Below are 21558 nucleotides of genomic sequence, written 5' to 3'. Positions count from 1 at the left end.
GTGGCAGGGGTGAGTGTGCTGTGGAGTCCTCGGTGGGGACCCGCCGAGGACCCTTCCGCGCGGGTCCGGCGAGGCTGATGACGAGGAGGATGCAGTAACGATTCGTCCTCCGGCCGCCGGTCCTGGCCCACAGGTCCGGCGGCCAGGGGCGGCGGACCACCCCGGACAGGTAGCCTTTCCCCTGTGCCCCGTCTGTCTGAAGTCATCGCCGCCCTCGACGCCCTCTGGCCACCCGAGCGGGCCGAGGGATGGGACGCGGTCGGGACGGTCTGCGGCGATCCGGACGCGGAGATCGACCGGGTGCTGTTCGCCGTCGACCCGGTCCGCGAGATCGCCGACGAGGCCCTGGAGCTCGGCGCCCAGCTGATCGTCACCCACCACCCGCTCTATCTGCGCGGGACGACGACGGTCGCCGCCGACACCTTCAAGGGCAAGGTCGTCCACACCCTCATCAAGCACGACATCGCCCTCCACGTCGCGCACACCAACGCCGACACCGCCGACCCCGGCGTCTCCGACGCCCTCGCCGGCGCCCTCGACCTGCGCGTCACGGGGCCGCTCGTCCCCGACCCCACCGACCCGGCCGGACGGCGCGGACTCGGCCGGATCTGCGAGCTGGACCACCCCGAGACCCTGGCCGCCTTCGCCGCCCGCGCCGCCGCCCGGCTCCCCGCCACCGCACAGGGCATCCGGCTGGCCGGCGACCCGGAGGCGTATCTGCGCACCGTCGCCGTCAGCGGCGGCTCCGGCGACAGCCTCTTCGACGCCGTGCGCGCCGCGGGCGTCGACGCCTTTCTCACCGCCGACCTGCGCCACCACCCGGCGTCCGAGGCCGTGCAGCACTCGCCGCTCGGCCTCGTCGACGCCGCGCACTGGGCCACCGAGTGGCCCTGGTGCGAGCAGGCGGCGGCCCAGCTCGACGCGCTTTCCGACCGCCACGGATGGGACCTGCGGGTCCATGTCTCGAAGCAGGTCACCGACCCCTGGACCACCCACCATTCCTCTGGAGCCCCCAACTGAACGCCGCGCCCGCCGACCAGATCCGACTTCTCGACGTCCAGGCCCTCGACACCCGCCTCGCCCAGCTCTCCCACAAGCGGTCCTCGCTGCCGGAGCACGCCGAGATCGAGCAGCTCAGCAGCGACCTCGCCCAGCTGCGTGACCTGCTGGTCGCCTCCACCACCGAGGAGAGCGACACCGCCCGCGAGCAGACCAAGGCCGAGCAGGACGTCGACCAGGTGCGTCAGCGCGCCGTCCGCGACCAGCAGCGCCTGGACTCCGGCGCGGTCTCCTCGCCCAAGGACCTGGAGAGCCTCCAGCGCGAGATCACCTCGCTCGCCAAGCGCCAGGGTGACCTGGAGGACGTCGTCCTGGAGATCATGGAGCGCCGCGAGGCCGCCCAGGAGCGGGTAGCCGAGCTGACCGAGCGGGTCTCCGCCGTCCAGGCCAAGGTCGACGACGCCACCGCCCGCCGCGACGCGGCCACCACCGAACTGGACGCCGAGGCCGCCACGGTGACCAAGGACCGCCAGGTCGTCGCCGAGGTCGTCCCCGCCGACCTGATGAAGCTGTACGACAAGCTCCGCGTCCAGCAGGGCGGGGTCGGCGCCGCCCGGCTCTACCAGCGCCGCTGCGAGGGCTGCCGCCTGGAGCTGAACATGGCCGAGGTCAACGACGTGAAGGCCGCCTCCCCCGAGACGGTCCTGCGCTGCGAGAACTGCCACCGCATCCTGGTCCGCACCTCGGCGTCGGGCCTGTAATGAGCGTCGCCCGCCAGGTGGTGGTCGAGGCCGACGGCGGCTCCCGGGGCAACCCGGGGCCCGCCGGTTACGGCGCGGTCGTCATCGACCCCGCCACCGGGGAGCCCCTCGCCGAGGCCGCCGAGTACATCGGCGTCGCGACGAACAACGTCGCCGAGTACCGGGGCCTCATCGCCGGTCTGACGGCCGCGAAGGCGCTGTTCCCGGACGCGGGGGAGGCGCTGCGGGTCCACGTCCGGATGGACTCCAAGCTGGTGGTCGAGCAGATGTCGGGGCGCTGGAAGATCAAGCACCCCGACATGAAGCCGCTGGCGGCCCGCGCCGCCGCGATCCTGCCGCCGTCCTCGGTGACGTACGAGTGGATCCCGCGCGCGCAGAACAAGCACGCGGACCGGCTCGCCAACGAGGCGATGGACGCGGGGCGCGACGGCCGGCAGTGGGAGGCCTCCGCCTCGACGGCCGCCCTGGACGCCCCGGCTGCCGCCCCGGCCCCCGACGCGCTCTTCTCCCTGCCCGAGGAGACGGCGGAATCGGGCGGCGAGCCGACGGACGCCCACCTCGCCCCGCAGCAGGCCGCCGGGACCCCGCAGGCCGGCTGGGGTGCGGCCCCCGATCTGGGCGCGCCCGCCACCCTCGTCCTGCTCCGGCACGGCGAGACCGCCCTCACGCCCGAGAAGCGGTTCTCCGGCAGCGGCGGCACCGATCCCGAACTCTCCGCCGTCGGCCGCGGCCAGGCCGAGCGGGCCGCCGGGCACTTCGCCGCCCTGGGCACCGTCCAGGAGATCGTCAGTTCCCCGCTGCGCCGCTGCCGCGAGACCGCCGCCGCCGTCGCCGCCCGCCTGGGCCTGGACGTCCGGATCGACGAGAGCCTGCGCGAGACGGACTTCGGCGCGTGGGAGGGCCTGACCTTCGGCGAGGTGCGCGAGCGGTACGGCGACGACCTCACCGCCTGGCTGGCCTCCCCGGACACCGCCCCGACCGGCGGCGGCGAGAGCTTCACCCAGGTCGCCGAGCGGGTCGCCGCCGCCCGGGACCGGCTCGTCGCCCGGTACGCGGGCCGCACGGTCCTGCTGGTCACGCATGTGACGCCGATCAAGACGTTCGTCCGCCTCGCCCTCGGCGCCCCGCCCGAGGCGCTGTTCCGGATGGAGCTGTCGGCGGCCTCGATCTCCACCGTCGCGTACTACGGGGACGGCAACGCCTCCGTACGCCTGCTCAACGACACCTCGCACCTGCGCTAGCGGGACCGGGCGCCCATGGACTGGCCGACGGGGCTGCTCGGGTTCGCCGCCGGGCTGCTGATCTCCGTGGCCACCGCGCCGGTGGGCGTCTCCGGCGCGGTGTTCCTGCTGCCGGTCCAGGTCAGCGTGCTCGGGGTGCCCAGCCCGGCGGTCACCCCGACCAACCTGCTCTACAACGTGGTGGCGGGCCCCGGGGCCCTGCTGCGGCACCACAGGGCCGGGACCCTGCGGGGGCCGCTGACCCGGCTGCTCGTCCTCGGCACCGTGCCCGGGGTGGTCGCCGGCGCGGTGATCCGGGTGTTCGCGGTGCCGGGCCCTTCGGTGTTCCGGCTGCTCATCGCCTTCCTGCTGCTGCCGTTGGGCGGCTGGCTCTGCCTGCGCACCCTGCGCCGCGCCTCCCGCCCGGACCCCGCACGGGAGCCCTCGCCCCGCGCCGTGACCCGGCTGGCCATGGCGGTCGGCGTCGCCGGAGGGATCTACGGGATCGGCGGCGGCTCGCTCCTCGGCCCGATCCTGGTCGGGCGCGGCATGCCGGTGGCGAAGGTCGCCCCGGCCGCGCTCGCCGCCACCTTCGTGACCTCGGTGGTGGGCGCGGGGACGTACGCACTGCTGTCCCTGACCACCACCGGCGACATCGCGCCCTACTGGTCCCTGGGCCTGGCCTGCGGACTCGGCGGGCTCTGCGGCGGCTACCTGGGCGCCCGCCTCCAGCCGCGCCTGCCGGAGACGGCGCTGCGGCTGCTGCTGGGGGTGCTGGCCCTGGGCGTCGGAGGGCTGTACGCGGTGCAACTCCTGGGCTGATCCCGCGCTGTTGGGAACAGGCCGGCGGTGGGATGCCTACGGCGCGAGCGCCGCCGCCTCGGCCGCCAGGCGGGCCACCCGGTCCCAGTCCTTCGCCGCCACCGCATCGCCCGGGACCATCCAACTGCCGCCCACGCATCCGACGTTGGGCAGCGCGAGATAGGAGGGCGCGGAGGCGAGCGAGATGCCGCCGGTCGGGCAGAAGCGGGCCTGGGGGAGAGGCGCCGACAGGGCCTTGAGATACGCCGTACCGCCCGCCGCCTCGGCCGGGAAGAACTTCATCTCGCTCACCCCGCGCTCCAGCAGGGCCACCACCTCGGAGGTGGTCGAGACGCCCGGCAGGAACGGCAGCCCGGACGCCTTCATCGCTTCCAGCAGCGCGTCCGTCCACCCCGGGCTGACCAGGAACCGGGCCCCGGCGGCCACCGTCTCCCGGACGTGCTCCGGCGAGATCACCGTGCCCGCGCCGACGACCGCGCCCGGCACCTCGGCGGCCATGGCCCGGATCGACTCCAGAGCGGCGGGGGGGCCCAGCGTCACCTCGATCGCCGGGAGACCGCCCGCCACCAGCGCCCGCGCCAGCGGCACCGCGTCGGCGGCGTCGTGCAGGACGACGACGGGGACGACGGGCGCGAGATCGAGCACGGAGGCGTCGGGGGTGGCTGCGGCGGAGGGCACGGCGGGCGGCACGGAGGAGGTCATGGGGTCATCCTGCCGCGCGGCCACCAATATCTGCAACGAGCGTTGCGTCCTGCGCAACGCACCTGTGCGGTCGGGTCAGTGGATCTCCGTCACCACCACGTCCAGCGACCACGGCCGCCCGGCCCGCGCGGGCGCCTCGGCCTCCACCACGTAACCGAGGTCCCGCAACACCTCCACCAGCCGCGCCGGGTCCTCGGGTCGCGCACCGGCCACCAGCAGGTCGCGCACCAGCCGGCCCTTGGTCGCCTTGTTGAAGTGGCTCACCACGGACCGCTTCTCCACGCCGTCCACGATCTGCGCGTGGAGCACCCGCACGCTCGCCGTCCGCGAGGCCACCTCGCCCTTCGGCTTCCACGCCGCCGTGTACGCGGAGGACCGCAGGTCCAGGACGAGCCCGTCGCCCGCGGCCTCGGGCAGCACGGTCTCCATCGGGGTGCGCCAGTACGCGCCGAGGGCACCGAGACCGGGCAGCTTCACCCCCATCGAGCAGCGGTACGGCGGAATCCGGTCACCGATCCGGACCGCGCCCCACAGCCCCGAGAAGACCAGCAGCGAGGCGGCCGCCCGGCGTCGCGCGGCCGTCTCCAGCGTGGCCAGGTCGAGGGCGTCGTACAGCACGCCGGTGTACAGGTCCCCGGCCGGGCGGGTCCCCGCGGTGCGCAGTTCGGCGTTCTTGCCGACCTCGCCCGCAAGACCCACGCTCAGCCCGAGCACATCCCGGGCCTTCTCCTCGTCTGCCTGGCACAGCTCGACCAGCTCGTCCAGCACCGCCGCACGGGCCGGTGCGAGCCCCGGCAGCGACAGCGACTCCGGCTTCAGCGAAGCCCCGCGCCCCGAGGCGGCCTTTCCTTCGGAGGGCGGCAACAGCACGAGCACGGCGGTTCTCCTTCGTACGTACGGCGAGCGCGGATCCGGGGGGCGTGCGGGCTCGCCGGGTCCTCGGCAAGGGTACGGGGGCGGGGCGGGGGTTCCCGTACGCCGGTGGGATCCGGGGATCCTCCTGCGGCCTCCCCGCGCGAGCCCGGGAGCTGCTGCCTCCGGACGCGGCCTCCCCGCGAGCCCTCGTCCACCACCCCCGAACGGCGGCCCGGGCGGTCGCCCCGGACGGGAACTCCCACCCGGGCCCCGGGAACCGCCCCGGATGCCGCCCGTCCCCTCCCGGCCTACGCTCGGGCCATGCCCCGCCGCCACCTGCGTATGACCGGCGCAGCCGACTGCTCGCTCGGGGCCGCCCTGCGGGCGCTGCGCACCGAACTCGACCTGCCCGGCGCCTTCCCGCCCGACGTGCTCGCGGAGGCGGCGGAAGCGGCCCGGGCTCCGGACCTGTCGGCCCACGAGGACGCCACCGGTCTCCCCTTCCTCACCATCGACCCGCCGGCCTCCACCGACCTCGACCAGGCGATGCACCTGGAGCGCCGCCGGGACGGGCGCGGCTACCGGGTGCACTACGCCATCGCGGACGTCGCCGCCTTCCTCCGCCCGGGCGGAGCGCTCGACGCCGAGGCCCACCGCCGGGTCACCACCCTCTACTTCCCCGACGACCGCATCCCCCTCCACCCCGCCGTCCTCTCCGAGGGCGCCGCCAGTCTCCTCCCCGGCGAGACGCGCCCGGCCGCGCTGTGGCGGATCGACCTGGACGGCGACGGACAGGCCGTCGCCACCGACGTACGCAGGGCCCTGGTCCGCAGCCGCGCGAAACTCGACTACGCGGGCGTCCAGCGGCAGATCGACGCGGGCAGCGCGGAGGAGTCCCTCGCCCTGCTCCGGGACATCGGGCGGCTGCGTGCCGAACAGGAAGTGGCCCGGGGCGGCATCTCGCTCGACGTCCCCGAACAGGAGGTCATCGAGCACGACGGCTCCTACGGCCTCGCCTACCGCGCCACGCTCCCCGCCGAGGCCTGGAACGCGCAGATCTCGCTCCTCACCGGGATGGCCGCCGCCCGGCTCATGGCCGACACGGGCACCGGCATCCTGCGCACCCTGCCGCTCGCGCCCGACGGGGCCGTCGCCCGGCTGCGGCGCTCCGCCCACGCCCTGCGCATCGACTGGCCGCACCACGTCCCCTACGCCGAGGTCGTCCGCTCCCTCGACCCGGAGAAGAGCAACCACGCGGCGTTCCTCCAGGAGTGCACCACCCTGCTGCGCGGCGCGGGCTACACCGTCTTCGAGGGCGGCGACCTCCCCGACCCCGCCGTGCACGCCGCGGTCGCCGACCTCTACACGCACTGCACCGCACCGCTGCGCCGCCTGGTCGACCGGTACGCCTCCGAACTCTGCCTCGCCGCGACAGCCGGGAAGGCGCCCCCGGAGTGGGTACGGGAGGCCCTTCCCGCCCTCCCGAAGGAGATGGCCGAGGGGACGCGCCGCGCGGGCACCGTGGAGCGGGCCTGCGTCGATCTCGTCGAGGCGGCGCTCCTGGAGGGGCGCGAGGGTGAACTCTTCGACGCGTACGTCGTCGACGTCCAGGACCGGGACCCGGCCATCGGCACGGTCCACCTCCGGGACCCGGCGGTCGTCGGCCGGATCGAGGGCGGCACGGCCCCGCTGCCACTGGGGGAGCGGCTGCGGGTCCGGCTCACGCGGGCGGGGCCGGCGGCGAGGACGGTGCTGTTCGCTCCGGCGTGAGGGAACGCGGCGCGGCGAGCGCGGCGACGACCGCCCGCGGATCGTCCGCGTGGAACCGGAGCGTCCGCGCACGCCCGTGCCGCCCGAGCGGCCGCGCGAACTCCACCGGCCCCGTCAGCTCCACGGTCACCGTCGTCTGGCTCCCCACCGCCAGATCCAGCGTCCCGTCCTCGTCGACCGCGACCAGCCCCCCGTCCGGGAAGCGCCGCTCGACCCGTGCGGAGGCGATGGCGGCGGCGGGCACCTGGAGGTCGAACAACGCCCCGTACCGCAGCCGCAGCGAACCGTCGGCCCCCACGAGATGCGGCCGGGTCACCGCGGCGGCGTGCAGGGCGAGGATGATGACGATCCCGTACACGTCCACCACGAGCACGACCGCGTGGACCAGCGGCCAGGGGATCACCAGGGCCAGCACCACGGTCTCGACGACGGAGACGAAGAGGAACGCCCACATGATCCCGGTCTGCGGTTCGGTGTACGAGAACGGCCGGGCCCCCTCCGGAATCCGGTGGCGGCGCCGTACGGTCCACAGCCCGAGACTGTGCAGCGCCCGGAACTCGTGGACGATCAGCCGCCGCAGGGCGACCGGCACCGCCGCACGCACCACGGCGAGCCCGGCCTCCCGCCGGGTGTCGCCCGCCCGCCGCCGGGCCGCGTACCGGGGCCACATCACGTACGCCTCCAGCGCGAGCATCCCCACGACCAGCGCCTCGGCCGCGGCAGAACGGCACCGGGTATCCGCACCCCGGCCACCAGGCAGACCACCAGCGCCACTTCGCCGGGCAGCACCGCCCACATCGCGACCCGAAGCCCCCTCGCCACCCGTGCCCTCATGACGCCCCCCTCCTCCGCACCCGCTCGGCCAGCTCCTCCATCACCCGGCGCACCACCGCGCGCTGCGCGGGCGGATAGTCGTCGAGCAGCACCCGCCCGAACCCCGTCGCCGACGGCTCCCCCTCGGGGATGACCGCCAGGACCTCGTCCGGCACGGCGCCGGCCAGCTCGGCCGCCAGCGGTGCGATCCGCGGGTCGTCCGCCCCGGCCTCCTCCAGCTCGTCGAGCCGCTCGTACATCGCGAGCACACCCGGGTTCTCGGCCAGCGGCCGCAGCGCCGCGAACAGCTCCGCCCCGGCCCCGTCGCCCGCCGCGTCCAGCAACGCCAGATGCTCGCGGTCCTTCGCGGCGGTCGGGGAGGTGGTGGCGGGCGCGTGGTCCAGGAGCGCGGCGAGGGCGGGCGAGAGCGGCCCGTCCGAGGTGAGCGGCGCCTCCAGCAGCACGGCCAGCACCTGCCGCCGCTCCTGGATCGCCCGCTCCTGCCGCGCCAGATCGGCGTCCAGCTCCGCGAGCACCTCGCCCAGCTCCCGCCCCGCGTCATCGGCGAGCACATCCCGCACCTCGTCGAGCGAGAGCCCGATCTCCGTCAGCCGCCGGATCCTGGCCAGCAGTACGGCATCGCGGACGGTGTACGCCCGATAGCCGTTGGCCTGCCGGGCGGGCTCGGGCAGCAGGCCGATGTGGTGGTAGTGCCGGACGGCCCGGGAGGTGACTCCCACGAGCGCGGCGATCTCTCCGATACGCATGCGGCCAGTAGAAACGTTGACGCTGCGACAAGGTCAAGCGGCGCGTTCCTTCCCGAGCCTTCGTCCACGCCGAGCGGTCCTGTGCCACGATCGGAGGAAGAATTCCCCTCTCACGGACGGCTGGTCCCCCGATGCCCGAGTCTGGCGAGCGACCGAGGAAGGAGCGTGACATGACTGCCATGGCGCACGAGCCGCTCACGCAGGCAGAAGTCCTTCTGGAGGGCTTCCTGGCCCTGGACACGCCGGAAGGCTTCCGGGCCGAGCTGATCGAGGGGGAGATTGTCGTGACGCCGCCGCCGGACGGGGACCACGAGGACTACATCAGCCTGGTTCTGAAGCAGGTGCTGAGGAAGTCCCGCACGGACATGGATTTCTCCGGGAACAAGGGCCTGAAGCTCCGCAGCGGGGGCGGCTGCCCCAAGAACCACGCCATCCCCGACGGCACCTTTGCCCCCACCGAGCGTCGCCTCTTCCGGGGCGCCGACCCCTGGATGCCCTGTGAGGGCGTCGCCCTCGTGGTCGAGGTCACCTCCACCAAGCCGCAGGCCGACCGCGAGGCCAAGCGCCGTTGCTACGCACGCGGTGGCATTCCCCTCTACCTGCTCCTCGACCGGGACGACAGCTCGGTGACGCTCTTCAGCGAGCCCGAGGGTGACGACTACCGCCAGCACCTGACCATCCCGTACGGGAAACCGCTCCCGCTCCCCGAGCCCTTCGCCTTCGACCTGGAGACCGGGGACTTCGGCTGAGGGGCACGGACGGGGGGCGGTCGGTACAGCCCGGTAGGATGGCGATCACGGCAGACGAGCCGTGCGGACGGCCGCGTGAGGAATCCCCGGATCCTCCCGAGGAACGTCCGGGCTCCACAGAGCAGGGTGGTGGCTAACGGCCACCCGGGGTGACCCGCGGGACAGTGCCACAGAAAACAGACCGCCCGGGACTTCGGTCGCGGGTAAGGGTGAAACGGTGGTGTAAGAGACCACCAGCGCCTGAGGTGACTCAGGCGGCTAGGTAAACCCCACCCGGAGCAAGGTCAAGAGGGGCCGTGCCGGAAACGGGACGGCCCTGCGCGGACGTTCGAGGGCTGCTCGCCCGAGTTCGCGGGTAGACCGCACGAGGCCGGCAGCAATGCCGGCCCTAGATGGATGGCCGTCTCCCCGGCCGCCGCGAGGCGACCGGGAGACAGAACCCGGCGTACAGCACGACTCGTCTGCCGCCCAAGAGCCCCTGACCGGCGTCGAGCCGGTCAGGGGCTCTCGGCCTGCTTCCCTGCTTCCTCTGCCGGCATCAGTACTTCGTGTACTTGATCCAGTCGTAGCGGGCGGTCAGCGGAGTGCCCGGATACGTGAACGGGCCGAGCCAGCCGTCGACCCCGGTCCCCGGCCACAGGTTGGTCATGATGCGCATCGGGCGGGTGGGAAGCGGACCGCGGGAGCCGTTCTCCTGGTGGACCAGTCTGCCGTCCACGAACCAGTTGATGGTGCCCTGGTTCCACCACTCGATGGCGTAGTCGTGGTAGCCGGCGGAGGCGTCGAACCCGAGGTCGATGACGGTCTCGTGGCCGCCGACGCCGTCGGTGAAGTAGTTGGTCTGCATCTGGGTGGTGTTCTTGCCGAGGATCTCGACGTCGATCTCGTCCCAGGGCTGACCGTCGCTCGGCCCGGTGTACGTGAAGAACCCGGTCACGACGCCTTCGCGCTTGACCGCCTGGAGCCGGGCCTCGAAGCGGCCGTACGAGTACAGCTCGTCGGTGCGGTACTCCCCGGAGGCGTAGGGCTTGCCCGAGCAGCCGGACGGGCAGGTCGCGACGTCGAGGTTCTGGCCCATGACGCCGCCGTTGAACCAGGTGTGGTCGGCGCGCCAGCCGACGTTGAACATGCCTCCGTTGGACCAGCCGTCGGCCTTGTGCCAGCGGCCGGTGTCGTAGGCGTCGAAGGTGTCGGTGAAGCTGCCGCCGACGGCGTACGCGGGGGCGGTCATCGGCTGGAAGATCAGGGCGAGGGCGGCCAGCGGAGCCAGCAGCCAGCGAGGTGTGGGGAACCGACGTGATCGCGTGCGGGAGTGCATCTCGGCCTCCTTGTGCCGTGAAACCCGTGTGCGGGACAGGTTCGGCGTCCGCTGGCGGCACGTCTGTGCGGGGGGAGGACGCCGGTGGTGCGGAGAAACTGGGAGCGCTTCCAGAAAGTAGCAGCGCACCAGATGGCCGACAATGCATCCGACAGGATCGGTCTTCCTGGAAGCGCTCCCGGAATCAGCGGCCGGGCCGGCCGCCGACACGGGCGGTCGGCCCGTCAGGTGCTGGAACGCTGCACCAGATGCGTGGGCAGGATCAGCGGACCGGCCGTACGGCCCGCGACGACCCCGACGAGCATCCGGGCCATCTCGCGCCCGAGATCCCGGATGGGCTGGTGGATCGTGGTGAGCGCGGGATCGGTGAGCTGGGCGACGGCGAGGTCGTCGAACCCCACCACGGACACGTCCTCGGGCACCGGCCGGCCGGCTCCGCGCAAGGCGCGCAACGCGCCCGCCGCCATGTTGTCGTTGGCCGCGACCACCCCGTCCAGGTCCGGATGGGCTTCCAGCAACCGGGTCATGGCGGCGGCTCCGGCGGCTTCGGAGAAGTCCCCGGCCTCGGGCGGCCGGGGCGTCAGACCGGCGAGCGTCATCGCTTCCCGATAGCCGCGATGCCGGGATCTGGCCACCTCGGTGTCCAGCGGTCCGCAGATCGTGACCACCCGGGTCCGCCCCCGCGCGAGCAGGTGCTCGGTCGCCTCCCGCGCGCCGCCGACGTTGTCGATGTCCACGTACCAGCGCGGTTCGAAGTCCACCGGGCGCCCGCCGAAGACGACCGGCAGCGGGCTCTCCTTGGCGATCCGGGCCAGGGGGTCGTCCTCGTGCGACGCCGTCAGCATCACCCCGTCGACGGCCCGGGAGCGCACGAGCTGCTCCACCCGCTCCCGGCCGCGCGGGGTGGCGGCCACGCACAGCATCATGTGCAGGTCGGCCTCCTCCAGGGCGCCGGCCACCCCGGCGATGAGCTGCCCGAAGAACGGGTCCGTCAACACCTCCGGGTCGTCCCGCGAGATGACCAGCGCGGCCGCACCCGCCTGACGCGTGGCCAGGGCGCGCGCCTTCGGATTGGGTACGTAGCCGAGCTTCCTGATCGCCTTCTCGACGGACTCACGCTTGGCCCGGCTGACATGGGGAGCGTTGTTGATCACTCGGGATGCCACCGACCGCGAGACACCGGCCAGCGCGGCCACCTCGTCCAGTGTGGCGTGCCGGTGCGGCAGTTCCTCGGCCATGGACACCGGCCTTCCCTCGCGACGGATCCGGAAGCCCTTCCATTGTGGCCTGTGGCAGGTGGCGGACGCGGGTCGGTCAGATGACCGGCGGGCGGCCCAGCCGCGTCATCTGCCACACCGTGGACCAGCGCATCGGGCGCCGCTCCCCGCACGGGGTGCGGACGCCCTCGACGAAGCCGCCCGCCCAGGCGCGCAGGCCCTTCGGGTCGCGGGTGCGGGCGAGGGTGAGCAGGGTCCAGGTGCCGAGGTAGGCGGGGACCAGGGGGAGGGGCAGGTTGCGGCGGGCCAGCCAGACGCGGTTGCGGGCCGTCATCCGGTAGTAGACCGCGTGCCGGGCCGGGGAGGTCTTCGGGTGCTGGAGCAGCAGCTCGGGGTCGTACTCCACCTTCCAGCCGGCGTCCAGCGCCCGCCAGGCCAGGTCCGTCTCCTCATGGGTGAAGAAGAACTCCGCGGGCCACAGACCGGTCTCCGCCAGCATCTTCATCGAGAACGCGTGGCCGCCGCCCAGGAACGCCGTCACCGGGCCGCCGCGCATCGGGTCGCCCGCCCGCAGCCGCGGCACATGGCGGCGCTGCGTCTCGCCGGTCTCGTCGGCGATCCGGAAGCCGACGATGCCGAGCCGGTCGTCGGCCGCGAAGTGGTCCCGCACCCGGCGGAAGACGTCCTTGTCGACCAGCAGCCCGTCGTCGTCCAGCTCGATCACCACGTCCACGTCGCCGATCTCGGCGAGCCTGCGCAGTCCCTCGTTCCGGCCGCCAGGGCAGCCGAGGTTCTCCGGCAGCTCGATGGTGGTCACCCCGCCGTCGAGGTCCTCCAGGCCGGGTGTGGCGGAGTAGTCAGGGAGGGCCGTACCGTTGCCGATGATCACGAGCCGGGTGGGCCGGACGTCCTGCATGGCCACGGACGCCAGCAGCGCCTCGACCGCCTGCGGGCGGTCTCCCATGGTCACGATGGATACGCCGATGCGCGGTGCGGACACGGTCGGTACTCCTGGAGCTCGGCTGCCGGTGGCCGGCTGCTGGTCGGCAGCGGTGCCCGCGATCGTAACGCCTCGGTGTTCAGTGTGCGGTTACCGCCCGGCCATCCACCGGTCCGTCGCTGTTCAGCAGCGCGTACACGGCCATGTCCCGCCGTTCGTCGCCCACCTGCTGCCAGCCGCGCAGCAGGCCCTCCCGCCGGAAGCCGATGTCCTCGGCGATCCGGGCGGAGGCGGTGTTCCACGGCTCGATGTAGAGCTGGAGGCGCGGGACACCGAGGTCGCGCAGGGCCCAGCCCGTCACCGTACGCAGCGCGGCCCGGGCGACGCCCTGGCCGCGGGCGAGGTCGGTGAGCCAGTAGCCGAGCGAGGCGCGGCCCTCGGGCAGCTCCCGGAGCCAGAGCCCGATCGCGCCGACCGGGCGCCGGTCCCGGGAGTGCACGATGGCGAACGGGTACCCCGCGCCGGTGGCCGCGCGCTCCCACTGCCTGCGTACGAACGCCTCCGCGGCCGCTTCGGAGTAGGGGGCCGGGATCGTGGTGATGAGCGGGATGTACGGGTCGAGCGAGGCCTCGCGGATCAGCGGGAGATCACTCATCTCCCAGGGGCGCAGGACGAAGTCCGGACCCGCGGACATGCTCGGGACGGTCAGCGGCTCGGGGCCGGGAGCGGGGTCGGGGGCCGAGCCGGGGTTGTCGTCGGTGTCGGCGGTGGAGCCGGGGGTGGAGCCGGTGCCGGGGGCGCGTCCAGGGTCAGGCTCGGGAGCAGCCATGTCCGTATCCTCCCGCTGTCGATCCGGGTCCGCTTCCCGGGCCGGTCCTGCCTGCCCGAGTTGTCCCTGCTTCCCGGGCCGGCCCGGGGCGCAGGACCGGCTCACCCGTTCTCCCGCCTCCGGGCCCCTCCCGCCAGGAAGTACCCGGCCAGTACGGCACCGGCCAGGACCAGCGCGGAGTTGACCAGGATCGCGCTGGAGACGCCGGACAGTACCGCGCCGGGCCCGTCCGCCGCCCCCATCCGGGCGGTGACCACCGCGCTCATCACCGGAATGCCGAGGGCGATGCCCACCTGCTGCGTCATCGTCGCCAGCCCGGTGGCCCGTCCCTGCTCCTCGTCCGGCAGGCCCGAGGTCGCCGTGACCATGAAGCCGACGATCACCAGCATGTTGCCGACGCCGCCGACGAAGGTGGCCGCCAGCAGGAGCCAGATCCAGGCCCCGGAGGTGCCGAGCGCCACGAGGGAGAGGGTGGCGGCGGCCTGGACGGTGCCGCCCAGGACGATGGCGCGCCGGTTGCCGAAGCGGCCCACCGCCCGTCCGCCGAGCACACCGCCGACGACCGTGCCCGCGCCGAGCACACCGAACGCGAGCCCGGTGGCGAGTGCGGAGTAGCCCAGGACCTCCTGGAGGTAGAGGGTCAGCAGGAAGACCAGCGAGGTCTCGGTGACGAAGGCGATCAGCCCGGCGGTGTTCCCCCAGACGACGCTGCGCCGCTTCAGGATGCGGATCGGGACGAGCGGGGCGGCAGCTCGCTGCTCGATGCGGACGAACGCGACCAGGAGGGCGGCTCCGGCGGCCAGCGCGGCCAGGGTGGCCGGCCTCGTCCAGCCGGTCTCGCCGGCCCGGGTCAGCCCGAGGACGAGCAGCAGCAGCCCGCCGGTGACGGTGATGGCTCCGGGTACGTCCAGCTTCGGGCGTTCCTCCGGCCGGGAGTCGGTGATCACGGACGGAGCCAGGATCACGACCAGAGCCGCCACCGGGACGTTGATGAAGAAGGCCCAGCGCCAGGAGAGCAGGTCCGTCAGGAGCCCGCCGAGGATCGCCCCGGCGGTGAACCCGGCCGACATCAGGGCTCCGTTGAGCCCCAGCGCCCGTTCGCGCAGCGGCCCCTCCCTGAACGCGGTGGTCAGCAGCGCGAGTCCGGCCGGGGTGACGGCCGCGGTGGCCAGGCCCTGCAGCACCCGGGCCGTGAGCAGCACCTCGGGCGAGGTGGCGAGGCCGCCGAGCACGGAGGAGAGGCCGAGGACGGCCATGCCGCCGACGAACACGTTCTTGCGGCCGACGAGGTCGGCGACCCGGCCGAAGAGCAGGGTGAACCCGGCGGCGGCGAGCGCGAAGGAGGTGGCGATCCACTGGAGACCGGCGAGGGAGAAGCCGAGCCCCTCCCCGACGACGGGCAGCGCCACGTTCAGGATCGAGAAATCCACCGCGATCATGAACTGGGAGCCGAGCAGCAGGGCCAGGACGAGTTTCTGGCGGCTGGACATGCGGAGGGAGGTGACGGGCGGACCGGTCGTGGGGCCCGTCGCGGGGCCGACGTCGGAGGATGCGGTACGGGGAGTGGGTGAGGGGGAGGGTGTGGGCATGGCGGGGCGCCTTCCTGGACACGGGAAACGCTAAACGGTTCTGTGGTTCCGTTAGAGTGGTGTCACCGTAGCAGGGGAGGCGTCGTTAATGGAACTGGAGGCCCGTTATGACTTCTGAAGGTGCGGAAGGCGCCGAAGGCGTCGGCGTCGAGGGGGTGGAGCCCGGCACCGTGCGTCCCGGCGGCCGCACCGCCCGGGTGCGCGAGGCGGTGCTGCGCGCTGCCGGTGACGCGCTGGTCGAGCACGGCTTCGACGGGCTCGACCTGGCCGACGTCGCCCGGCGGGCCGAGGTCGGCAAGACGACCGTCTACCGTCGCTGGTCCGCCCCCGCCGGGCTGGTCGCCGACCTGCTCACGGACATGGCGGAACAGTCACTGCCGCGCACGGACACCGGATCCCTGGCCGAGGACCTCCGGGCCAACGCCCGCCTCGTGGTCCGCACGCTGACCGACCCCCGCCAAGGGGCCCTTTTCGTGGCCGTCATCGCGGCCGCCGCCTGTGATCCGCGCACCGCCGACGCCCTCCACCGCTTCTACGCGGTGCGGATCGGGGAGTGGTCCGGCTGCGTCGAGGCGGCGGTCGAACGCGGTGAGCTGCCCGCGGGTACGGACCCGGGTGAGGTGATCGCGGCGGTGTCGGCGCCGCTGTACTACCGGCTGCTCGCCAGCGGCGCCCCGCTGGACGAGGAGGCCGCCGACCGGGCGGCCGCCGCGGCCGTCGCCGCCGCGCGGGCGGGAGTGTTCGTACGGTGAGGGGTGCGGGAGCCCGTGGCGGGGCCGGTTTCCCTTGGGCGGGACCGGCTTCCTGGCATCGAACGGGCCGTCGATAAAGTGGTGGAATGATATTCGGTAAAGCCGGGTTCGGGGGAGCCGTCGCCGACTTCGAGGCGGCGGTGTCGGCGCAGGACACCAAGCGGTCCGGCAAGGCGTTCGTCCGGTTGCAGGAGACCTTCGGGCAGGCCAGGGAGTCGGAACTGCTGGACGGCGGGCCGCGGCTCGCCGCCGTGCTGGAGCAGGTGCCGCCCGGCCCGCGGGCCGTCGTCGCCGTGCTCGTCGGGGCCTGCGTCGAACGCGGTGCGGACGCCGAGCGCTGCGCACCGGGGGTGCTGGCCGGACTGCGGTGGGCCCTGGAACAGGCCGTGGCGTTCGCCGACGCCTGGGCCGCGACCGGGGGCGGCGCGTTTCCCGCCCCGGACGGTGGCGAGCCGGGCCCGGAGGCCGTGGAGCGGGCCGGTCGCGACGCTGCCGTCGGCTGGTGGACGCTTCCCCAGTGGGAGATGGCCGCTGTCGCGATGCTGAACCACCCCGGCGTACGGCGGGAGGCCGGCTCCCGGGGCGACGCGCTGCGGCTGCTCGGCGCGGTGGAGCGGGCCTCCGGCCTGGAGCTGAAGTCCCTCGCCCACGCCCTCCTGGTGCTGGACGACGAACCGCTCGTCGCCCTCCACCGGACGAGCGGCACCGGCTACCTCCTGCGGATCTCCGGCATCGGGGACAACTTCCAGCTGCACACGCTGCTCGCCGACGCGCTCATCGGCGGTGGCCATGTGGCGGGCCACGCGCCGTCGTCGCAGGAGGTGGCCGTCTGCCGGGAGACCCCCGGCCAGGTGGACACCGTGGGCTCCTTCGACCTGGTGGCCCCGGACGGCGAACTGATCTGGAACGAGGGCGCCCCCGCCGACATACCCGTCGTCGACGGCGTCCGGCTGCTGGTCCTGGACGAGCCGTCCTACCGGCGGACCTGGCCCGCGGGCCGCTTCTTCCCCGGCATGCGCGGGGACGCCCTGCTGGAGCGTGCCCTCGACCAGGAGGAGACGGAGCGCTGGTACGCCCACGTCTCCCCGGCCAAGAGCGCGACCGGCTGACCCGGCCCCGCGGGCCCCCGGCCCTCCAGGTCTCAGCCGATCCGGGTGCCCGTTCCGCTGACCCGGATCCGGGCGTCGCCCGCGCGCAGTTCGACGGTGAGGGTGCCGGGGCGGCCCATGTCCGCCCCCTGGTGCAGGGTCAGCACCGCCGCCTCCGGTGCGAGCCCCAGCTCCCGTGCGTACGCGCCGAAGGCCGCCGCGGCCGCGCCCGTCGCGGGGTCCTCGACGACCCCGCCCACCGGGAACGGGTCCCGGACGTGGAACACCTCGGGCCCCTCGCGCCACACCAGTTGCAGGGTGGTCAGGTCGAGCCGGCGCATCAGCGCCTCCAGCCGAGCGAAGTCGTAGTCCAGCTCCGCCAGCCGTTCCCGGGTGGCGGCGGCCAGCACCAGGTGCCGGGCCCCCGCGTAGGCGATCCGGGGCGGCAGGGCCGGGTCGAGATCGGCGGCCGCCCAGTTCAGGGCCGCCAGAGCCTCCGTCAGGTCGGCCTCGGCGACCTCCTCGACATGCGGCGCCACGCTGGTCAGGGTGGCGCGGAGCGCGCCGCCCTCCCGGACGACGGAGACCGGGACCACCCCCGCGGGTGTCGTGAACTCCAGCGCGCCCGGCCCGTCCCGTTCGGCCAGCGCGAGCGCCGTGGCGACCGTGGCGTGACCGCAGAACGGCACCTCGGCCTTCGGGCTGAAGTAGCGGATCGTGTACGCGCCCTCGCCGGTCCGCTCCGTCAGGAACGCCGACTCGCTGTACCCCAGCTCCGCCGCGATCGCGAGCATCCGCTCCTCGTCGAGACCTGCGGCGTCCAGGACGACCCCGGCGGGGTTCCCGCCCGCGGGATCGGCGGAGAAGGCGGTGTAGCGCAGGACCTCGACCCGGTGATCATGTGTCATGCAGCAGACAACCGTGCCGCTGCCCCCGCCATTCCCGGCCCGCGGTCAGGGGCGGCCGGGGCGTGGGAGCGGGCTGGTCGCGACTCCCCGGCAGCCGCGACCAGCCCTCTGTCCGAAGCGCCGGGCGGGTCAGTGGCAGTTCTTGGCGCCCTTGTTGGCCTTCGTGGACTTGCCCCAGGAGCAGGAGTCCTGGAGCTTCCCGTTCGGCTTGATCAGCCGCGCCTTGTCGCCGGTGTTGTTCCAGACGTACGAGCCCCGGTTCCAGTGCACGGTGCCCGAGACGTTCTTGCCCTTGCCGGTGCGGACCTTGACCGTCTTGCCCGCGCCGATGGTGTAGCTGCCGAAGGTGTAGGTGTAGCCCGTGTCGTCCTTCACCTTGAAGCCCTTGAGCTGCACCTTCTTCTTGCTGTTGTTGTGGATGTTCACCCACTCGGCGTTCAGCGACTTCTTCGACCGGTCGTCCTTGCCGGGGCCGTCGAACTGAACAGCCCCGAAGTGCAGTCCGCCCTGGTGGGCGGCCGCCGAGGCCGGTGCCGCCGTGGCGAGGAGCGAGCCGGCCAGTGCGGTGGCGGCGGCCAGGGCGATCGGCGCAGCGGTGCGTATGCGCATGCGGTGTTCCTTCTGTGTCGTTCTGGTGAAGGCGTAACAGGATGCGATCATACGGACAGCACGCGCTTGCCCGGTCGCAGGCGGCGAAATCCGCAAATCCGGTTATCCATTGGCCAGTTCGATCAGATCTGATCGCAGATGATCACGCGCCGCGCCGCGCCGCCACGCCCGGCCCCGGCTCCGCCCCGGCCCCACCCTCGCCTCAGCCCCGTCCGACGTACGGCATGTTCGTCGCCATCACCGTGGCGAACTGGACGTTCGCCTCCAGCGGCAGCTCCGCCATGTGCAGCACCGTCCGCGCCACGTCGGCCGCCGCCATGACCGGCTCCACCGCCAGCTCCCCGTTGGCCTGGAGGATCCCGGTCTGCATCCGCTCGGTCATCTCCGTCGCCGCGTTGCCGATGTCGATCTGGCCGCAGGCGATCCGGTAGGGGCGTCCGTCCAGCGACAGCGACTTCGTCAGCCCGGTGATCGCGTGCTTGGTGGCCGTGTAGGCGATCGAGTGCGGGCGCGGTGCGTGGGCGGAGATCGAACCGTTGTTGATGATCCGGCCGCCCTGCGGGTCCTGCTCCTTCATCTGCCGGTACGCGGCCTGCGCGCACAGGAACGCGCCCGTCAGGTTCACATCGACGACCGCCCGCCAGTCCGCGACGGCCAGGTCCTCCAGCGGTACGCCGCCGGGGCCGAACGTGCCCGCGTTGTTGAACAGCAGGTCCAGCCGGCCGAACCGGTCCCGTACGGCGGTGAAGAGCGCGGCCACCTCGTCGGCGTCCGTCACGTCCGTGGTGACGCACAGCGCCTCGGTGTCCCCGGCGGCGGCCGCCGTCTCGGCCAGCGGCTCGGCCCGCCGGCCCGCGAGCGCCAGCGACCAGCCCCCGCTCGCGAGGGCGAGCGCGACCGCCCGTCCGATCCCCGAGCCCGCCCCCGTGACGACGGCGACCTTCCGGCCGGGCTGCCCTCCGTCCCTGCTGCGCGCGGTCCGCCCTGCCTGCTCTGTCTGCTCTGTGTTCATGGCCCGGCAGCGTACGGGACAGATCCGTGCACAGGGCACGCGGTGCTCATCGACCCGCCATGCGGATGTTGTGCACGCGACAACGGTGCGTCGTTCCCTCCCACTGCCATGAATCCCGACAGCATCCGGGCTGAGGAGGGGCATATGACAGCCGCACGGACCATCATGACGCCCGATCAGGGCACCCGAGCCATCGAACTCCGCACCGCCGCCCGCTTACTGGAACCAGGCGTGGGCCGTCGGCGCTTCCTGACCGGCACCGGAGCCGCCGCCGCGCTCGCCTTCGCCGTCAACCTGCCCGCCGCCGGCACGGCGAGCGCCGCCGAGGTCGACGCCCGCCGGATCGCCGAGGACCCGTTCACCCTCGGCGTCGCCTCCGGCGATCCGCACCCCACGTCCGTCCTGATCTGGACCCGGCTCGCCCCCCGCCCCTACGAGCCGGGCGGCGGACTGCCGAACGGCCGGGTCGAGGTGCGCTGGGAGATCGCCCGCGACGAGCGCTTCCGCCGGATCGAGCGGCGCGGCTCCGTCACCGCCCACCCCGAGTTCGCCCACAGCGTCCGCGCCGAGGTCCAGGGCCTCGCCTCCGGCCGCCTGTACTACTACCGCTTCCGCACCGGCAGCTGGACCAGCCCGGTCGGCCGCACCCGCACCGCCCCCGCCCCCGGCGCCCGCACCAGCTCCCTCACCCTGGCCGCCGTCTCCTGCCAGGCGTACCACGACGGGTACTTCACCGCCCTCGGCCACCTCGCGGCCGAGGACGTCGACGTGGTCTTCCACCTCGGCGACTACCTCTACGAGTACGCCGTCAACGCCACCGGCGGCGCCCGCAACTACACCGACCGCACCCTCCCCGCGCACTACAACCGCGAGACGCAGAACCTGGAGGACTACCGGCTGCGCTACGCCCTCTACAAGTCCGACCCGGACCTGCGCGCCGCCCACGCCGCCCACCCCTTCGTCGTCACCTGGGACGACCACGAGACCGAGAACAACTACGCCGGCGGGATCCCCGAGAACGACGTCACCCCCGAGGAGTTCCTGCTCCGCCGGGCCGCCGCGTACCGCGCGTACTGGGAGAACCAGCCGCTGCGCACCCCGCAGCGGCCCACCGGACCCGACATGACGCTCTACCGCCGCCTCCGCTTCGGGCGGCTCGCCCAGTTCGACATCCTCGACACCCGCCAGTACCGCAGCGACCAGGCGTACGGCGACGGCTGGCGCACCCCGGGCCCCGAGTCCGAGGACCCCGCGCGCACCATGACCGGGGCCACCCAGGAGCGCTGGCTGATCGACGGCTGGCGGGCCTCGGACGCCACCTGGAACGTCGTCCCGCAGCAGGTCACCTTCGCCCAGCGGCGCGATGTGCCCAGCGGCGCCTTCAAGCTCTCCATGGACTCCTGGGACGGCTACCCCGCCTCCCGGCAGCGGGTGCTGGCCGGCGCCGAGGCCGCCGGGGTGGAGAACCTGATGGTCCTGACCGGCGACGTCCACGTCTCGTACGCCTTCGACCTGAAGAAGGACTTCGCCGACCCCGCCTCGCGCACGATCGGCACGGAGATCGTCACCACCTCCATCGCCAGCGGCAAGGACGGCGCGGACCGGCCCGCCAACTGGCAGAACCAGACCCGCGCCAACCCGCACCTCAAGCACTACAACGGGCGGCGCGGCTACGCGGTCGTCACCCTCGGCACGAAGGAGGCCCGCGCCGACTTCCGTACGGTCGCTGCCGTCACGACCCCCGGGGCGGCCCTCACCACCGCGGCCTCGTTCGTCACGGAGGCCGGGAACCCGGGGCTCACGCCCGCATAGCCGGGCTCACGCCCGCGTAACAGGGC

21 protein-coding genes and 1 other RNA gene are annotated in these 21558 nt (G+C 73.5%); 10 read left to right on the top strand and 12 right to left on the bottom strand.

Features of this window, described 5'->3' with window-relative positions; translation table 11 throughout:
- Positions 1–183 precede the first annotated feature (183 nt).
- Genes WQO_RS09285 through WQO_RS09270 form a run of 4 tightly spaced genes read left to right on the top strand, consistent with a single transcriptional unit; the run spans position 184 to position 3802 of the window.
- Positions 184–1020 (top strand): Nif3-like dinuclear metal center hexameric protein, encoded by an 837-nt coding sequence (locus WQO_RS09285; protein ID WP_010057599.1) that lies wholly within the window; start codon positions 184–186, stop codon positions 1018–1020.
- Complete coding sequence (locus WQO_RS09280) at positions 1017–1760, top strand: zinc ribbon domain-containing protein (protein ID WP_193407273.1); 744 nt, start codon at positions 1017–1019, stop codon at positions 1758–1760. The genes WQO_RS09285 and WQO_RS09280 overlap by 4 nt, the downstream gene beginning before the upstream one ends.
- A complete protein-coding gene (locus WQO_RS09275) occupies positions 1760–3001 on the top strand; it encodes a bifunctional RNase H/acid phosphatase (protein WP_010057604.1) in 1242 nt (413 codons plus the stop codon). Before WQO_RS09280 ends, WQO_RS09275 begins: the two co-directional genes overlap by 1 nt.
- 15 nt (positions 3002–3016) lie before the next feature.
- Positions 3017–3802 carry a sulfite exporter TauE/SafE family protein gene (locus tag WQO_RS09270; protein ID WP_010057605.1) on the top strand — a complete coding sequence of 262 codons (786 nt, stop codon included), beginning with the start codon at positions 3017–3019 and terminating at the stop codon, positions 3800–3802.
- A gap of 36 nt (positions 3803–3838) precedes the next feature.
- On the opposite strand, the gene eda is transcribed toward WQO_RS09270, so the two are convergent.
- Together eda and yaaA are read right to left on the bottom strand one after the other, a co-directional pair.
- Positions 3839–4504 (bottom strand): bifunctional 4-hydroxy-2-oxoglutarate aldolase/2-dehydro-3-deoxy-phosphogluconate aldolase, encoded by a 666-nt coding sequence (eda, locus tag WQO_RS09265; protein ID WP_058953929.1) that lies wholly within the window; start codon positions 4502–4504, stop codon positions 3839–3841.
- A gap of 75 nt (positions 4505–4579) precedes the next feature.
- The gene (gene yaaA / locus WQO_RS09260) at positions 4580–5380 is read right to left on the bottom strand and encodes a peroxide stress protein YaaA (protein WP_010057607.1); all 801 of its coding nucleotides are present in this window, start codon (positions 5378–5380) and stop codon (positions 4580–4582) included.
- A gap of 321 nt (positions 5381–5701) precedes the next feature.
- Here yaaA and WQO_RS09255 point away from each other — a divergent pair, with 321 nt between their 5' ends.
- Positions 5702–7129 carry an RNB domain-containing ribonuclease gene (locus tag WQO_RS09255; protein WP_010057608.1) on the top strand — a complete coding sequence of 476 codons (1428 nt, stop codon included), beginning with the start codon at positions 5702–5704 and terminating at the stop codon, positions 7127–7129.
- Here WQO_RS09255 and WQO_RS09250 read toward each other — a convergent pair.
- Together WQO_RS09250 and WQO_RS09245 are read right to left on the bottom strand one after the other, a co-directional pair.
- Positions 7080–7823 (bottom strand): hypothetical protein, encoded by a 744-nt coding sequence (locus WQO_RS09250; protein ID WP_010057609.1) that lies wholly within the window; start codon positions 7821–7823, stop codon positions 7080–7082. The two genes, WQO_RS09255 and WQO_RS09250, sit on opposite strands and share 50 nt — an antisense overlap.
- A 136-nt stretch (positions 7824–7959) precedes the next feature.
- Positions 7960–8709, bottom strand: coding sequence for a MerR family transcriptional regulator (locus tag WQO_RS09245; protein ID WP_010057610.1), 750 nt, complete (start codon positions 8707–8709; stop codon positions 7960–7962).
- A 179-nt stretch (positions 8710–8888) separates the two neighbouring features.
- Here WQO_RS09245 and WQO_RS09240 point away from each other — a divergent pair, with 179 nt between their 5' ends.
- A complete protein-coding gene (locus WQO_RS09240) occupies positions 8889–9458 on the top strand; it encodes a Uma2 family endonuclease (protein WP_010057612.1) in 570 nt (189 codons plus the stop codon).
- A gap of 55 nt (positions 9459–9513) precedes the next feature.
- Positions 9514–9922: RNase P RNA component class A (gene rnpB, locus WQO_RS33650), an RNA gene on the top strand.
- Positions 9923–9996: 74 nt separating this feature from the next.
- Here the strand turns inward: rnpB and bglS are convergent.
- The 5 genes from bglS to WQO_RS09215 form a co-directional block, all read right to left on the bottom strand.
- Positions 9997–10776: a beta-glucanase gene (bglS, locus tag WQO_RS09235; protein ID WP_010057614.1), complete on the bottom strand. Its 780-nt coding sequence runs from the start codon at positions 10774–10776 to the stop codon at positions 9997–9999.
- 224 nt (positions 10777–11000) lie between these two features.
- The gene (locus WQO_RS09230; protein ID WP_010057616.1) at positions 11001–12014 is read right to left on the bottom strand and encodes a LacI family DNA-binding transcriptional regulator; all 1014 of its coding nucleotides are present in this window, start codon (positions 12012–12014) and stop codon (positions 11001–11003) included.
- Between the two features lie 76 nt (positions 12015–12090).
- The gene (locus tag WQO_RS09225) at positions 12091–12993 is read right to left on the bottom strand and encodes a glycosyltransferase family 2 protein (protein ID WP_010057618.1); all 903 of its coding nucleotides are present in this window, start codon (positions 12991–12993) and stop codon (positions 12091–12093) included.
- A 79-nt stretch (positions 12994–13072) separates the two neighbouring features.
- Positions 13073–13762, bottom strand: a complete 690-nt coding sequence (locus WQO_RS09220; RefSeq protein ID WP_010057619.1) for a GNAT family N-acetyltransferase — start codon at positions 13760–13762, stop codon at positions 13073–13075.
- A gap of 101 nt (positions 13763–13863) precedes the next feature.
- Positions 13864–15252: an MFS transporter gene (locus tag WQO_RS09215; protein ID WP_107115868.1), complete on the bottom strand. Its 1389-nt coding sequence runs from the start codon at positions 15250–15252 to the stop codon at positions 13864–13866.
- A gap of 206 nt (positions 15253–15458) precedes the next feature.
- On the opposite strand from WQO_RS09215, the gene WQO_RS09210 reads away from it, so the two are divergent.
- Entirely contained in the window at positions 15459–16103 is a 645-nt protein-coding gene (locus tag WQO_RS09210) for a TetR/AcrR family transcriptional regulator (RefSeq protein ID WP_010057621.1), read from the top strand.
- An 86-nt stretch (positions 16104–16189) separates the two neighbouring features.
- Positions 16190–17212, top strand: coding sequence for a hypothetical protein (locus WQO_RS09205; RefSeq protein ID WP_058953928.1), 1023 nt, complete (start codon positions 16190–16192; stop codon positions 17210–17212).
- Between the two features lie 32 nt (positions 17213–17244).
- On the opposite strand, the gene WQO_RS09200 is transcribed toward WQO_RS09205, so the two are convergent.
- The 3 genes from WQO_RS09200 to WQO_RS09190 all read right to left on the bottom strand — a co-directional run bounded on the left by WQO_RS09200 (position 17245) and on the right by WQO_RS09190 (position 19720).
- On the bottom strand, positions 17245–18099 hold the full coding sequence (locus WQO_RS09200; protein ID WP_010057622.1) for a PhzF family phenazine biosynthesis protein: 855 nt from the start codon (positions 18097–18099) through the stop codon (positions 17245–17247).
- 129 nt (positions 18100–18228) lie between these two features.
- On the bottom strand, positions 18229–18708 hold the full coding sequence (locus WQO_RS09195) for a lamin tail domain-containing protein (RefSeq protein ID WP_010057623.1): 480 nt from the start codon (positions 18706–18708) through the stop codon (positions 18229–18231).
- 202 nt (positions 18709–18910) lie between these two features.
- Positions 18911–19720 carry an SDR family oxidoreductase gene (locus WQO_RS09190; protein ID WP_010057624.1) on the bottom strand — a complete coding sequence of 270 codons (810 nt, stop codon included), beginning with the start codon at positions 19718–19720 and terminating at the stop codon, positions 18911–18913.
- 144 nt (positions 19721–19864) lie between these two features.
- Between WQO_RS09190 and WQO_RS09185 the strand changes: the two genes are divergently transcribed.
- A complete protein-coding gene (locus tag WQO_RS09185) occupies positions 19865–21532 on the top strand; it encodes an alkaline phosphatase D family protein (protein WP_058953927.1) in 1668 nt (555 codons plus the stop codon).
- Positions 21533–21558 lie beyond the last annotated feature (26 nt).

Origin of the sequence: Streptomyces globisporus C-1027, from assembly GCF_000261345.2 — a bacterium.
GTDB lineage: Bacteria > Actinomycetota > Actinomycetes > Streptomycetales > Streptomycetaceae > Streptomyces > Streptomyces pakalii.
This window is presented reverse-complemented; position numbering and strand designations above follow the sequence as displayed.